We start from the raw sequence: 13,155 nt of genomic DNA, 5'->3' as shown, positions 1-13,155 counted from the left end.
TTCCCTGCCCCGCTAGAGTGTGACCTTGTGAACACTCGCCCCCTCCCGCACGCGGACGGTCGGGCGCTGTCTGCGGCGAACAGCCGGGCTCTCCCCCTGGCGGACGAACGACTCTCCGAACGGGGCGACGCAGCGCGCAATCGTTCCCGTCTGCTCGACGCCGCCGCCCTGCTCGTCGCCGAGCGCGGCGTCGATGCCGTGACGATGGACGCCGTCGCGGCGCGGGCCGGGGTCGGCAAGGGCACCGTCTTCCGCAGGTTCGGCTCCCGCGCCGGGCTCGTCCGGGCACTGCTCGACCACAGCGAGCGCGAGTTCCAGCAGGGCTTCCTGTTCGGCCCGCCACCGCTCGGCCCCGACGCCGAGGCCCTGGACCGGCTCATCGCCTTCGGTCGTGCACGCATCGAACTCGTCGAGGTGCAGGGCGAACTGCTCCGCGCGGCCGAATCCGCCACCGACTCCCACTACACCGCTCCCGCCCACCTGGTCTCGCTCGCCCACGTCGACGCACTGCTGCGTGCCGCCGGAGTCACCGGCGACACCCGATTGCTGGCGACCTCGCTGGTCGCGTCGCTCGAGGCCACCCTCGTGCTCCACCAGTGGCGCGAGCTGGGACATCCGCTCCGCCGACTCGCCGACAACTGGGCCGAACTCGCACACCGTGTCGTGACCGGTCGAGGTAGCCGCAAATCTGGGTCGAGCGCCGTACCGTAACGGCATGATTCGCACATTCCGGGTGCTCGCACTGGTCTCCCTGGCAGCGGTGGCCGCCGCGTGCAGCACCGATTCGGATTCGGCCGACGGCAACTCCGCGGAGGACCTCACCGGCCGCACCTTCGTCTCGACGAGCGTGAGCGGCACGCAGATTCCGGGCGCCGGACCCATGGTCGTCGAGTTCCCGGAGGACGGACGCATCTCGGCGACTGCCGGCTGCAACCGCTTCGTCGGCGGCGTCGACCTCTCCGAGGGCAGAGTGAAGGCGCCGGACCTGGCGAGCACGATGATGGCCTGCCTGCCGGAACGCGAGGGAGCCGATGCCTGGCTCACCACGCTGTTCGACGCCGAGCCGCGCTGGTCGCTCGACGGGAACACCTTCACGCTCACCGGCGACGACATCACGGTCTCGCTCCAGGACGAGAAGGTGGTCGACCCCGACCTGCCGATCACCGGGACCGAGTGGGTGGTGACCTCGCTGCGCACCGCCGACGCCGTCGTCAGGTCGGTCGCGCTGGAGAACGCCGCGCCGACACTCACCCTGTCCGACGACGGCACCCTCACCGGGAACACGGGGTGCAACGAGTTCGGCGGCAGCGCCGAGGTCGGCGACAATGTCATCCTGTTCGAACCGCTCACCATGACCCGCGCGGCCTGCGCCGATCCCGAGCTCGCCGACATCGAGACGCACGTCCTGAACGTGCTCGCAGGTGAGACCACCTACATCGTCCAGGGCTCGTCGATGACCCTCACCGCGGCGAACGGCACCGACGGACTGGAGTTCACGGCCCGCTGATTCCTCCTCGGTACCGTGAGACCCATGCCGGGAGCAGTCCGCGTGGTCGTCGTCCTCGCACTGGGTGCGCTGCTGTCCGGGTGCGGAGTGTTCGGATCGTCGCCGTCCGACCCGATCGGCCGCCGTTATGTCTCGACCGAGGTCGAGGGGCAGTCGATCCCCGGCGGCGGCCCGCTCCAGTTGTCGTTCCCCGCCCGGGAGCGGGTCGCGGCGTCCGCCGGGTGCAACCGGTTCACCGGCACCGCCGACCTGTCCGGGGGCAGGATTCGCGCCGGGACGCTCGCGTCCACGAGGATGGCGTGTCCTCCCCCGCGCGACGGCGCCGACGACTGGGTACGGACGCTGTTCGCGGGCACACCCCGGTGGGCTCTCGACGGGGAGGTGCTCACCCTGACCACCGGCGCGGTGACCGTCACCCTCACCGAACGTACGGACGGGCGCTGAGATCGTTCGTCATGGAATCGTTCAGTAACGCTCGACGAGCCAGCGGGCGAGTTCCTGCGCGCTGCGGTCGACCTGCTTCGGCCAGTCGAGCGCCGAATCGTCGGCCCGGTCGCTCACGTGCTTGACGAGCCGGCACCGCGCGCCCATGCGGCGGGCGGCATAGGCAACCGCGAAGCCCTCCATGTCGACGAGATCGGCGCGCGCGGACAGCGCGTCGCGGATCTGGGCGTCCGAGACGAACGAATCACCGGTGGCGAGCACGCTGCCGTCACCGTCGTCGATCTGCACGACGTCCTGCACGGGATGACCGAGGCTCTTCAGGATCTCGCTGCTGATGTCGTGGTTGATCGCGGCGGACGGCAGGAACAGTCCCGAGTGGTGGGTGTGCAATGCGCCGGCGGTGCCGATGTTCACGACGAGCGGCCGCGCGTCGGCCGGATACCCCGCGAGCGCCGCGGTGACGGCCACCGCTGCGTCGACCTTCCCGATCCCGGTGATCACCGTCTCGTAGCGTTCCGGGACGTGCGCCGCCTCGGCGCGGGTCGCGGATACGACGAGAATCCCGTTCACGTACTGCCTCCGAGTTCGAGGGTCGCGAGTGCCGCCCGGTGCAGCTCCCGCCCGTACCCGGCACCGTATCCCGCGGCGTGCACCGCCAGTGGATGCAGCTGGTGCACGGGCACCCGCTGCTCCCACCCGACGCGTAGCGGATGCGCCGCCTCGTAGCCGTCGACGACCCGGCCCAGGTGCGGGCAACCGAAGAGCGCGAGCATCGCCAGATCCGTCTCGCGGTGGCCGCCGTGCGCGGCCGGATCGATCAGGACGACGCCGCGCGGCGACCACAGCACGTTGCCGTTCCACAGGTCTCCGTGCAGGCGCGAGGGCGGATCCTCGTCGTCGAAGGCTCCGGCGGCGACGAGATCGCAGGCGGCCTCGATCTCGTGGCACTGACGGCCGGTGACGCTGCCCGCCTCGACCGCGATGCGCAGGAAGGGCAGCACCCGCTCTGCGACGTAGAACGATCCCCAGGTGTCGTGCACGGTGCGGCTCATGGGGCGGCGGCCGATGAACAGCTGCCCGTCGTAATCGTCGGGTGCCGCACCGAAACCGGCGGCGCCCACGTCGTGCATCCGGGCGAGTGCCGCACCGAACTCCCGTGCGGCCTCGGCGGACGGGGATGCCTCGGCGATCCGCTCGAGTTCGATGTGGTGCTCGCTCACCGACCGCACCGCCACCACCGGCATACCGGCCTCGGCGAGCCAGGCCAGACCGGCCGCCTCGGCCCGGAAGAAATCAGGATGGGTGTGCGGGTCGTGTTTGCGGAAGACGTCTCCGGTGCTCACCCCGAAGAGTCTGCCCGACCGCACACTTCGTCCCGCCCTCTTCGCCCACCCTCTTCTCCGTTGTATCGCAGCAGTAACACAGGAACGCTAGGGTCGTGAAGATGACGAACCTTCGCGATCGGATCATCGAAGAACTCGGGGTGAAACCCTCCATCGACCCGCGCGCCGAGATCGACGCGCGGGTGCAGTTTCTCGCCGACTACCTGCGCAGCACTCCCGCGAAGGGATTCGTGCTCGGCATCAGCGGCGGGCAAGACAGCACCCTCGCCGGCAAGCTCGCCCAGCTCGCCGCGGAGAAGCTCCGCGCCGAGGGCCACACGGCGGAGTTCGTCGCGGTCCGCCTGCCCTACGGCAAGCAGGCCGACGAGCACGACGCCCTCGTCGCATTGGAGTTCATCGGAGCCGACCGCACTCTCGGTGTGGATGTGAAGCCCGGCGCCGACGCGACGGCTTCGGAAGCGGCTCGCGCGCTGTACGGCACCGAGACGCGTCTGCGCGACTTCGTGCGCGGCAACATCAAGGCCCGCGAACGCATGATGATCCAGTACGCGATCGCCGGAGAACTCGGCTACCTCGTGGTCGGCACCGACCACGCCGCCGAAGCGGTGACCGGTTTCTACACCAAGTACGGCGACGGCGGCGTCGACATCACTCCCCTGGCCGGTCTGACGAAGCGGCAGGGTGCGGCGCTGCTGCGCGAACTCGAAGCACCCGAGAGCACCTGGATCAAGATCCCCACCGCCGATCTCGAGGACGACCGTCCCGCGCTGCCTGACGAGGAAGCGCTCGGCATGGCCTACAGCGAGATCGACGACTATCTCGAGGGCAAGGACGTCACCGACGACCTCGCCAAGCGCCTCGAGGCCAAGTTCCTCGACACGCGGCACAAGCGCGTGATGCCCGTGGGGCCCTTCGACACCTGGTGGCGTGAGGATTAACCACCCGCGAAGGGCGGCAGGACGTCCACTCGGGACCCGGCCGGCCGGCCGAGGTCCCGGGTGAGTTCGCCCGTGCCGCCGTCGCCGGGTTCGAGCAGGAAGGCCGCCACCGACAGGACCCGCTCCATATCGGCGCCGTAACGATCGACGAGGACGGCACGCAGCGTGCCGAGATCGGCGCCTTCCGGCAGGTCGATCGTGTCCTTCTCGCGTCCGGCCGCATCTGCTGCGGCCGCGAAGTACCGCACCTCGATCCCCGTCGTCACCTCAGCCACCGATAGCTCCCATGCTCCGCTGCGGCGGCGCGAAGTCCGCCGCGTCCATGCCGTGTCCGGCCGACTTGTTCCACATCGCCCCGCGCCACAGCGCGGCGAGTTCGTCGTCGGTGGCGCCGCCCCGCAGAGCGGCGCGCAGGTCGGTCTCCCGGTCGCTGAACAGGCAGGACCGGACCGTTCCCTCGGCCGTCAACCGCGTGCGGTCGCAGTCGCTGCAGAACGACCGCGTAACCGACGCGATGATCCCGACGGTCGCCGGTCCGCCGTCGACGAGCCAGCGTTCGGCCGGCGCGGACGGGTCCTCGCGTTCGGTCTCCGTGAGCGTGAACCGCTGCCCGAGCACGTCGAGCAATTGCTGGGCCGGCACCATCTGCGAGCGCGCCCAGTTCTGATCGGCGTCGAGAGGCATCTGCTCGATGAACCGCAGTTCCACGCCCTCGTCCAGGCACCACGCGAGCAGATCGGCCGCACCTTCGAGGGTTTCCGGCATCAGGACAGCGTTGACCTTGACCCGACCCAGTCCGGCGGCCACCGCGGCGCGGATACCGTCGAGCACCGAATCGAGCCGATCGCGGCGCGTGAGCCGCGCGAAGTGCTCGCGGTCGATGGTGTCGAGGGAGATGTTCACGCGGGTCAGTCCGGCGTCCGCCAGCGCCCGCGCACGGTGCCGGAGACCGACCGCATTGGTGGTCAGCGCGATCGGCAGCCCCGGCGTCTGCTGCGCGCATCCGGCGACGATCTCCTCGAGATCGCGGCGCATGAGCGGTTCCCCACCGGTGAAGCGCACCTCGTGGACACCGAGTCGACCGGTCGCGATGCCCACCAGACGCACGATCTCGGCGCTCGCGAGCAGCTGGTCGCGCGGAATCTCGGGAAGGCCCTCGGCCGGCATGCAGTAGGTGCAGCGCAACGAGCACTTCTCGGTGAGGGACACGCGCAGGTCGCGGGCGATGCGACCGAAGCGATCGAGAAGCTCGGGCACGTCGGGCCGATCGGACGCGTCGTCTGCGCGATCGCGCACGACCGGGATGCCCATGTCCACCGCTGTCATACGACCATCGCTTTCATACAGCCCAGTATGCCCACAACCGCCGATCGTGACATCGCATCCGGACAGACGGGGCACACGCGGCGCGTCGTGGGCGGCGGGGCACGGCCCTCGTGTGCCTAGGATGGCGGCATGACGAGCGGCAGGCGGTCCGTGGAGGAACACGAACAGCACGTGGCGGCGTTGCTCGACCCGTTGCGGAAGAAGAGCCCATTGCGTGTGCCGCTCGCGCACGCGCTGCACCGCACCCTCACGGAGGACGTCGAGTCGCCGCTGGACCTGCCACCCTTCCGCAACTCCCAGATGGACGGCTACGCCGTCCGCGCCGGCGATCTCGCGTCGACCCCCGCCGACCTGCCCGTCCAGGGCGTGCTGGCCGCGGGCGACACCGTCGCGGCACTCGAACCGGGGCACGCGCTGAAGATCATGACGGGCGCTCCCGTCCCGGACGGCGCCGACGCCGTCGTCCCGGTCGAGGACACCCGTGCGACCACCCCCGACTCGGACGGCGCCGGCAGCGTGACCGTCGAGCGCAGCGTTACGCCCGGAACCTATGTGCGTGAGGCGGGAACCGACGTCCGCAAGGGCGATCTGCTGCTTCCCGCGGGCACGGTCCTCGCCGCCCGACACATCGCCGCGCTCGCCGCCGTCGGCCTCACCTCGATCCCCGTCCGTGCACGGCCGCGGGTCGCGATCATCTCGACCGGCAGCGAACTCGTCACGGCCGGGAGCGAACTCGGGCCGGGCCAGATCTTCAACTCGAACGGACCGGCGCTGGCCGCGAGCGCGTCGGCCAACGGTGCCGACGTCGTGACCATCGACCACTGCCACGACGATCCGGAGGAGTTCGTGACGATGCTCGAACATGCCGTGGGCGTCGCCGACGTCGTGTTCACCTCCGGCGGAGTGTCGAAGGGCGACTTCGAGGTCGTGAAGGACACGCTCGCGCCGCGGGGCGGGCAGTTCGTCTCGGTGGCGATGCAGCCGGGCGGCCCTCAGGGCACCGCCGTGGTCGACGGCGTGCCGATCCTGACCTTCCCCGGCAATCCTGTCAGCGCGCTCGTCTCGTTCGAGGTGTTCGCGCGACCCGCACTGCGGGCCGCCGCCGGCTATCCGCCCGTCGTGTGCGAGAGCTTGCCGCTCACCGAGGATCTCACGTCGATCCCGGGACGCCGGCAGTTCCTGCGCGGGCGACTCGACGAGAAGGGGGTGACCCCCTTCCGCGGGCACGGGTCGCATCTCGTCGCCGGACTCGCCGCCGCCGACGTGCTCCTCGACATCCCCGCCGACACCACCTCCCTCGAAGCCGGAGACCTCGTGAAAGTACGGATCCTGTGACCGACCTCAGCCACCTGGACGACCAGGGACGCGCCCGCATGGTGGACGTCTCCTCGAAGACCGACACCACACGGATCGCCGTGGCGGCAGGCGAACTCGTCACCACTCCCGAGGTGGTCGCGCTCGTCCGCGCCGACGACATGCCCAAGGCCGACGTCCTGGCCACGGCCCGCATCGCCGGCATCGCGGCGGCGAAACGCACCTGGGAGCTCATCCCCCTGTGCCACCAGCTGGCGCTGTCGTCGGTGAAGGTGATGTTCGACTTCACCGACACCTCGATCACGATCGAGGCCACCGCGAAGACCAAGGGCCCGACCGGAGTCGAGATGGAGGCGCTCACCGCGGTCGCCGTCGCCGGCCTGACCCTGCACGACATGGTCAAGGCCGTGGATCCGGCCGCCGTTCTCGACGGCGTGCGGCTGATCTCCAAGGAGGGCGGCAAGCGCGGCCACTGGACCCGTGACGACACACCCGGCCGGGACGGGACCCCCGGGGCCGGCGAACAGCCCATGGAGAAGACCGGACGCTCCGCCGCCGTGGTCGTCGCGTCGACCGGTGTCGCCGCGGGCACCCGCGAGGACCGCACCGGACCGCTCATCCGGTCGTGGCTCGAGGACAAGGGATTCGCGGTCCGCGGTCCCCTCGTCCACGCGGACGCCGACATCGCAGCCGGTCTCGCCGACGCGGTCCGTCCGGGCCCTGCCCTGGTCGTGACGACCGGCGGAACCGGGGCGTCGCCGACAGACGCGACCCCCGAAGCGACTCTCGCCCTGCTCGATCGTGAACTGCCCGGCATCGCGGAGTCGATCCGGCAGCGCGGACTCGAGGCCACCCCGCACGCTGTGCTCTCGCGCGGCGTCGCCGGTCTCGTCGGCCACACGGTCGTCGTGAACCTGCCCGGCTCGCCCGGCGGGGTGAAGGACGGTCTCGCCGCCCTCGACCCGATCCTCGACCATCTGTTGGCACAAGTCGCAGGAGGCGGCGCTCATGAGTGAACTACTGGCCCGGCTCTCCTCGGAACCGCTCGATCCCGCAGCGGTGGACGCCGCGGTGGCAGGCGCCGAACACGGTGCGGTGGTGCTCTTCACCGGTGTCGTCCGCAATCACGACGGTGGACAGTCGGTGACCGCGCTGCAGTACCAGGCACATCCGGATGCCGAAACGTTCCTGCGGCGGTGCTGCGAGGACGTCGCGGCGAAGTCCGGGCTTCCGGTCGCGGCGGTGCACCGAGTGGGCGATCTCACCATCGGCGATCTCGCGCTGGTCGCGGCGGTCGCCGCCCCACACCGCGCAGAAGCCTTCGCCACCTGCGCCGAACTGGTCGAACGCATCAAGGCCGAAGTGCCGATCTGGAAGCGTCAGCACTTCACCGAGGGTGCCTCGGAGTGGGTGGGTCTGTAGTCACATCAGGGACTGACGCACCCTGTGCGGTAGGGTGACATGGTTCGGGCGTCACGACGACGCCCACCGTCGTGGGATACCGGCGGCCCGGGATCGTGCCCGGCTCGCATGCACAGATGCAGTACGCACAGATGCACCGGCCTTCCTTGCGGCGATCGCACAGCACCACGGGCACACGGTCCGTCGAGTGCACACACGCCGCATCGAAAGGCAGCGCTGTTCCATGACCACATCTTTCTCCGATCTCGGGGTGCCCCGCCCGCTCGTCGCCACGCTGAACGACGCCGGGATCACCAGCCCCTTCCCCATCCAGGTGGACACCCTCCCCGACACCCTCGCCGGTCGTGACGTGCTCGGACGCGGACGCACGGGTAGCGGTAAGACCCTGGCCTTCTCGATCCCGCTCGCCGCTCGCCTCGCCGGCAGGAGCACCCGGGCGGCAGGCCGTCCGCGTGGCCTGATCCTGGCTCCCACCCGCGAACTGGCGACCCAGATCGCCGCGGCCATCGAACCGCTCGCGCATTCGTCGGGTCTGAAGGTCACCACGATCTTCGGCGGCGTGTCGCAGAAGCGCCAGGTCGAGGCCCTCCGTCGCGGCGTCGACATCGTCATCGCCTGCCCGGGCCGCCTCGAGGACCTCATGCGCCAGAAGTTCGTGGCGCTCGACGACATCGAGGTCACAGTGCTCGACGAGGCCGATCACATGGCAGACCTCGGCTTCCTGCCCGGCGTCACCCGCATCCTGACGGCGACACCGAAAGACGGTCAGCGCCTGCTGTTCTCGGCCACCCTGGACAACGGCGTCGACAAGCTCGTCAAGCGGTTCCTGAAGAACCCGGTCATGCACTCGGTCGACGAGGCCACCTCCCCCGTCGCCGCGATGACCCACCACGTCTTCGACGTCGCGGGCATGGATACGAAGAAGGACCTCGTCCGCACCCTCGCATCGGGAACCGGTCGCCGAATCCTGTTCATGCGCACCAAGCATCAGGCCCGCAAGCTCGCCAAGCAACTCACCGACTCCGGCATCCCAGCGGTGGACCTGCACGGCAACCTCTCCCAGAACGCCCGCGACCGCAATCTCGCCGCGTTCTCGTCGGGTGAGGCGCGGGTGCTCGTGGCGACGGACGTCGCCGCACGTGGTGTCCACGTCGACGACGTCGAACTCGTCGTGCACGTCGATCCCCCGGCCGAGCACAAGGCGTACCTGCACCGCTCCGGTCGCACGGCCCGCGCCGGCAGCACCGGCGACGTCGTCACCGTCGTCCTACCCGACCAGCGCAGGGATCTCGCGGCCATCATGCGCAAGGCCGCCATCGACGTCACCCCCATCAAGGTGACGGCGGATTCCGAGCACGTGCTGAAGCTCGTCGGCGAGATCGCGCCGTACGTCGCGCCGGCACCGAAGCAGGCTTCCGCGCCGTCGCGTCCGCAGCGCAACGGCGGCAGCCGCCGTTCGTCGGCTCCCCGCCAGGGCTCCGGTTCGGGTCAGCGTTCCTCGTCGAGCGGACAGCGTTCCGCCGGTGGTCAGCGCTCCTCGGGTGGGCAGCGCTCCTCGGGTGGGCAGCGCTCCTCGGGTGGGCAGCGCGCGGCCGGCGGTCAGCGTTCGGCCGGTCAGGGCGCCGCAGCTGCCACCGGTGGCCGTCGTCGTCCCCAGCGCCGTACCTCCGCCGCTCGCTGAGCCGAAGGGCCTGCCTCCCGCGTCAGCGGGGGTGAGTCGGCCTTCCGCCTCAGCGGGATGAATCGGCCTTCCGCCTCAGCGGGGCGTGAATCGGTGTATCGCGTACATCGCGTCCGCGGACACCGGTTCGGTCGGCACGCAGCGGCGTAGTCGCTCGCGTACGTCGTCGGAGTCGAGATCGGCCCCGATGACGACGAGCTGCGTCCCGTCGGGCACGTCGTCGCCGCGACCCGCCGGTTCGAACCTGATGTGGTCGCCGACGGTGTGCAACAGATAGGTGCCGGTGTCCAGTCCGGCAGCGACTCGCACGTATCCCTTGATACGGAACACCCCTGCGGGCTGGTTCTCGAGGAGATCGACCAGCACGCGGGGGTGCAGTGCATCTGCTGACTCGAAGGTGATCGCGTCGTAGCCGTCGTGCAGATGGGTGTGCTCGTGGTTGTCCTGCTCGTAGAGCAACCGGTCGAGGGTGAGCTGCTCCCCCGGCTGCGGACCCGGCCGCTCCGGGATGTCGAACAGCAACGCCGGGTCGAGGCGACCGTGATCGGTCGAGACGACCGCGGCGCGGGAGTTGAGCCGGCACAGGCGCGTCAGCAGATCGTCGTGGGCCTCACCGTCGATCCGGTCGGTCTTGTTGATCAGCACCAGATCGGCGAGCGCCACGTGCTGTTCGACCTCGGGATGCTGCTCGGCGGTCGCGTCGAACTCCACCGCGTCGACGACCAGCACGAGGCCACCGTAGGAGACGTATTCGTTCTCCGAACCGGCGACGAGCCGGATCATGTTGCGGGGCTCGGCGAGTCCACTCGCCTCGACGACGATCACGTCGAGATCGGACGAGCGGTGGGCGAGCTTGTCGAGCATCGCGTCCATGTCACTGACATCGACTGCGCAGCACAGACATCCGTTGCTCAGCGAGACCATCGAGTCGACCTGCCCCGCCACCATCATCGAATCGATGTTGACGGAACCGAAATCGTTGACGATCACACCGATCCGCGCACCGCGGGTGTTGCGCAGCAGGTGGTTGAGCAGCGTCGTCTTCCCCGCGCCGAGAAATCCGGCCACCACGATCACCGGGATCTGCTTCTTCGCCATGGTGGTGAGACTAGCCGTGCGCTCGTACGCGGTTCCGACGGCAACCGCCGCCGGAACCGCGCACCGGCAGCATCAGCTGCCGCGCTTGATCCACTCCTCGAGGTGCGGCGACTCGGTGCCGATCGTGGTGCCGTCGCCATGACCGGTGTGCACCTTCGTCTCCGCGGGCAGGACGAACAGCTTGTCGCGGATCGACCCGATAATGGTCGGGAAGTCCGAGAACGAGCGGCCCGTCGCGCCCGGTCCGCCGGAGAACAGGGTGTCGCCGGTGAACAGCTCACCCGCTTCCGGCAGGTACAGGCAGGTCGAACCCGGCGAGTGACCCGGCGTGGCGATCGCCTGGATGTCGGTTCCGGCCACCCGGATCCGCTCCCCGTCCTCGAGCGTGCCGTGCGCGACACCCGGGTGGGTCATCTCCCACAGCACGTCGTCGGCCGGGTTGAGCAGGATCGGCGCGTCGAGCTTCTCGGACAGCTCCGGCGCCACGGTGATGTGGTCGTTGTGTGCGTGCGTGCACACGATCGCCACGACCTTCCGTCCACCGACGGCGTCGATGATCGGCTGCGCGGTGTGCGCGGCGTCGATCACCACGACCTCGGAGTCGTCGCCGACGAGCCAGATGTTGTTGTCGACCTCCCATTCGCCGCCGTCGAGCGCGAAGGTGCCCGACGTGACGACCCGGTCGACGCGGATCGGCGAGGTGCTCACAGGACCACCACCGAACGGAGGACCTCACCGCGGTGCATCGTCTCGAACGCCTTCTCGACGTCGTCGATGCCGATGCGCTCGGTGACGAACTTCTCGAGCGGCAGGCGTCCCTGCTGGTACAGGTCGACGTAGGTCGGGAAGTCGCGCTCGGGCAAGCAGTCGCCGTACCACGAGCTCTTGAGCGAGCCGCCGTGCGAGAAGAAGTCGATCAGCGGCATCTCGAGGGTCATATCCGGGGTGGGTACACCGACGAGGACGACGGTGCCGGCGAGGTCGCGGGCGTAGAAGGCCTGCTTGTAGGTCTCCGGCCTGCCCACCGCGTCGATGACGACGTCCGCACCGAAACCGCCCGTCAGCTCCTTGATCGCCTCGACCGCGTCGACCCCGCTGGAGTTGACGGTGTGGGTGGCACCGAGGTCGGTGGCCCACTCGAGCTTCTTGTCGTCGCGGTCGACGGCGATGATCGTGACGGCACCTGCCAGGCGCGCACCCATGATCGCGGCGTCGCCGACACCGCCGCAGCCGATGACGGCGACGGACTGGCCGCGGGTGACTCCGCCCGTGTTGACGGCGGCACCGAGACCGGCCATGACACCGCAGCCGAGCAGGCCGACGACGGCCGGATCGGCGCTCGGGTCGACCTTGGTGCACTGACCGGCGTGGACGAGGGTCTTGTCGGCGAACGCGCCGATGCCCAGCGCCGGAGTGAGTTCGGTGCCGTCCTCGAGTGTCATCTTCTGGGTGGCGTTGAAGGTGTCGAAGCAGTACTGCGGCTGACCGCGCTTGCAGGCGCGACACTGGCCGCACACCGCGCGCCAGTTCAGGACGACGAAGTCGCCCACGGCGACCGAGTCGACGCCCTCACCGACGGATTCGACGACACCGGCGGCCTCGTGGCCGAGCAGGAACGGGAACTCGTCGTTGATGCCGCCCTCGCGGTAGTGCAGATCCGTGTGGCACACGCCGCACGCGGCGATCGCGACGACGACCTCACCGGGGCCGGGATCGGGGATCACGATGGGCACGACCTCGACAGGCGCTCCCTTCGAGCGAGCGACGACTCCGCGGACTGTTTGCGACATGCTGTCTCCGTTTCGTGATGCGACCGGCAGTATCCGGTGTTTCCGACTTCCGGTGATTCCGACCCTAGCCACTCCCGCGGCGCTCTGCTCCTGATCGTTCGGCGGGCCCGACCCAGCCGAACGGCCAGTCGCTGAGCGGCGAACTCGAATTGTCCGATTGACGCATTTCCCTTGGATTTCGCGGCTTGGTGTTCGCGCCTGCATTTCTCCGTCGCCACCTCGGTAAACCCGTGTCGATGTAACGCTGCGAGCGACCTTCACGAAATCCGTTACGACCCGCCGCACTTCGGCG

General features: G+C 69.5%; 15 protein-coding genes. 8 read left to right on the top strand and 7 right to left on the bottom strand.

The genetic code is table 11. The features are described 5' to 3' along the window. Positions 1-66: 66 nt before the first annotated feature. Genes BLV31_RS10720 through BLV31_RS10710 form a run of 3 tightly spaced genes read left to right on the top strand, consistent with a single transcriptional unit; the run spans position 67 to position 1,951 of the window. The gene (locus BLV31_RS10720; RefSeq protein WP_024101427.1) at positions 67-711 is read left to right on the top strand and encodes a TetR/AcrR family transcriptional regulator; all 645 of its coding nucleotides are present in this window, start codon (positions 67-69) and stop codon (positions 709-711) included. Between the two features lie 4 nt (positions 712-715). After that, positions 716-1,507 carry an META domain-containing protein gene (locus BLV31_RS10715; protein ID WP_064061932.1) on the top strand — a complete coding sequence of 264 codons (792 nt, stop codon included), beginning with the start codon at positions 716-718 and terminating at the stop codon, positions 1,505-1,507. Positions 1,508-1,531: 24 nt separating this feature from the next. Beyond that, positions 1,532-1,951 (top strand): META domain-containing protein, encoded by a 420-nt coding sequence (locus BLV31_RS10710; protein WP_228044571.1) that lies wholly within the window; start codon positions 1,532-1,534, stop codon positions 1,949-1,951. Positions 1,952-1,972: 21 nt separating this feature from the next. Here the strand turns inward: BLV31_RS10710 and BLV31_RS10705 are convergent, their stop codons facing one another. Together BLV31_RS10705 and BLV31_RS10700 are read right to left on the bottom strand one after the other, a co-directional pair. Then, positions 1,973-2,521, bottom strand: coding sequence for a nucleosidase (locus BLV31_RS10705; protein WP_006550382.1), 549 nt, complete (start codon positions 2,519-2,521; stop codon positions 1,973-1,975). Further along, positions 2,518-3,318, bottom strand: coding sequence for a fructosamine kinase family protein (locus BLV31_RS10700; RefSeq protein ID WP_072740427.1), 801 nt, complete (start codon positions 3,316-3,318; stop codon positions 2,518-2,520). The genes BLV31_RS10705 and BLV31_RS10700 overlap by 4 nt, the downstream gene beginning before the upstream one ends. A 77-nt stretch (positions 3,319-3,395) precedes the next feature. On the opposite strand from BLV31_RS10700, the gene nadE reads away from it, so the two are divergent. Continuing rightward, positions 3,396-4,232, top strand: a complete 837-nt coding sequence (gene nadE / locus BLV31_RS10695; protein WP_006550380.1) for an NAD(+) synthase — start codon at positions 3,396-3,398, stop codon at positions 4,230-4,232. Here the strand turns inward: nadE and BLV31_RS10690 are convergent. Beyond that, positions 4,229-4,507, bottom strand: a complete 279-nt coding sequence (locus tag BLV31_RS10690) for a MoaD/ThiS family protein (RefSeq protein ID WP_006550379.1) — start codon at positions 4,505-4,507, stop codon at positions 4,229-4,231. The two genes, nadE and BLV31_RS10690, sit on opposite strands and share 4 nt — an antisense overlap. Then, a complete protein-coding gene (moaA, locus tag BLV31_RS10685; RefSeq protein WP_006550378.1) occupies positions 4,500-5,558 on the bottom strand; it encodes a GTP 3',8-cyclase MoaA in 1,059 nt (352 codons plus the stop codon). Before moaA ends, BLV31_RS10690 begins: the two co-directional genes overlap by 8 nt. Before the next feature lie 129 nt (positions 5,559-5,687). Between moaA and BLV31_RS10680 the strand changes: the two genes are divergently transcribed. The 4 genes from BLV31_RS10680 to BLV31_RS10665 all read left to right on the top strand — a co-directional run bounded on the left by BLV31_RS10680 (position 5,688) and on the right by BLV31_RS10665 (position 9,975). Next, the gene (locus tag BLV31_RS10680) at positions 5,688-6,893 is read left to right on the top strand and encodes a molybdopterin molybdotransferase MoeA (RefSeq protein WP_041803405.1); all 1,206 of its coding nucleotides are present in this window, start codon (positions 5,688-5,690) and stop codon (positions 6,891-6,893) included. Beyond that, positions 6,890-7,888 carry a bifunctional molybdenum cofactor biosynthesis protein MoaC/MoaB gene (gene moaCB, locus BLV31_RS10675; protein WP_064062149.1) on the top strand — a complete coding sequence of 333 codons (999 nt, stop codon included), beginning with the start codon at positions 6,890-6,892 and terminating at the stop codon, positions 7,886-7,888. The genes BLV31_RS10680 and moaCB overlap by 4 nt, the downstream gene beginning before the upstream one ends. Then, complete coding sequence (locus BLV31_RS10670; RefSeq protein ID WP_064062150.1) at positions 7,881-8,294, top strand: molybdenum cofactor biosynthesis protein MoaE; 414 nt, start codon at positions 7,881-7,883, stop codon at positions 8,292-8,294. Before moaCB ends, BLV31_RS10670 begins: the two co-directional genes overlap by 8 nt. A gap of 223 nt (positions 8,295-8,517) precedes the next feature. Then, the gene (locus BLV31_RS10665) at positions 8,518-9,975 is read left to right on the top strand and encodes a DEAD/DEAH box helicase (protein ID WP_072740426.1); all 1,458 of its coding nucleotides are present in this window, start codon (positions 8,518-8,520) and stop codon (positions 9,973-9,975) included. Positions 9,976-10,050: 75 nt separating this feature from the next. On the opposite strand, the gene BLV31_RS10660 is transcribed toward BLV31_RS10665, so the two are convergent. The 3 genes from BLV31_RS10660 to BLV31_RS10650 form a co-directional block, all read right to left on the bottom strand. Then, positions 10,051-11,073, bottom strand: coding sequence for a CobW family GTP-binding protein (locus BLV31_RS10660; RefSeq protein WP_064061570.1), 1,023 nt, complete (start codon positions 11,071-11,073; stop codon positions 10,051-10,053). A 72-nt stretch (positions 11,074-11,145) separates the two neighbouring features. Then, positions 11,146-11,781 carry an MBL fold metallo-hydrolase gene (locus BLV31_RS10655; protein WP_006550373.1) on the bottom strand — a complete coding sequence of 212 codons (636 nt, stop codon included), beginning with the start codon at positions 11,779-11,781 and terminating at the stop codon, positions 11,146-11,148. Further along, the gene (locus BLV31_RS10650) at positions 11,778-12,863 is read right to left on the bottom strand and encodes an S-(hydroxymethyl)mycothiol dehydrogenase (RefSeq protein ID WP_006550372.1); all 1,086 of its coding nucleotides are present in this window, start codon (positions 12,861-12,863) and stop codon (positions 11,778-11,780) included. The genes BLV31_RS10655 and BLV31_RS10650 overlap by 4 nt, the downstream gene beginning before the upstream one ends. Between the last annotated feature and the right edge of the window lie 292 nt (positions 12,864-13,155).

This window comes from Rhodococcus pyridinivorans (assembly GCF_900105195.1).
In the GTDB taxonomy this organism is placed as follows: Bacteria; Actinomycetota; Actinomycetes; order Mycobacteriales; family Mycobacteriaceae; genus Rhodococcus; species Rhodococcus pyridinivorans.
The sequence above is the reverse complement of the archived record's forward strand: the minus strand, read 5'-3'. Positions and strand labels throughout refer to the sequence as shown.

What these genes read in the sequence shown, in the direction of transcription:
- BLV31_RS10680 (WP_041803405.1), top strand. Translation starts at nt 5,688, where the DNA reads ATGACGAGCGGCAGGCGGTCCGTGGAGGAACACGAACAGCACGTGGCG.
- BLV31_RS10715 (WP_064061932.1), top strand. Translation starts at nt 716, where the DNA reads ATGATTCGCACATTCCGGGTGCTCGCACTGGTCTCCCTGGCAGCGGTG.
- BLV31_RS10710 (WP_228044571.1), top strand. Translation starts at nt 1,532, where the DNA reads ATGCCGGGAGCAGTCCGCGTGGTCGTCGTCCTCGCACTGGGTGCGCTG.
- BLV31_RS10670 (WP_064062150.1), top strand. Translation starts at nt 7,881, where the DNA reads ATGAGTGAACTACTGGCCCGGCTCTCCTCGGAACCGCTCGATCCCGCA.
- moaA (WP_006550378.1), bottom strand. Translation starts at nt 5,558, where the DNA reads ATGACAGCGGTGGACATGGGCATCCCGGTCGTGCGCGATCGCGCAGAC.
- BLV31_RS10665 (WP_072740426.1), top strand. Translation starts at nt 8,518, where the DNA reads ATGACCACATCTTTCTCCGATCTCGGGGTGCCCCGCCCGCTCGTCGCC.
- nadE (WP_006550380.1), top strand. Translation starts at nt 3,396, where the DNA reads ATGACGAACCTTCGCGATCGGATCATCGAAGAACTCGGGGTGAAACCC.
- BLV31_RS10660 (WP_064061570.1), bottom strand. Translation starts at nt 11,073, where the DNA reads ATGGCGAAGAAGCAGATCCCGGTGATCGTGGTGGCCGGATTTCTCGGC.
- BLV31_RS10650 (WP_006550372.1), bottom strand. Translation starts at nt 12,863, where the DNA reads ATGTCGCAAACAGTCCGCGGAGTCGTCGCTCGCTCGAAGGGAGCGCCT.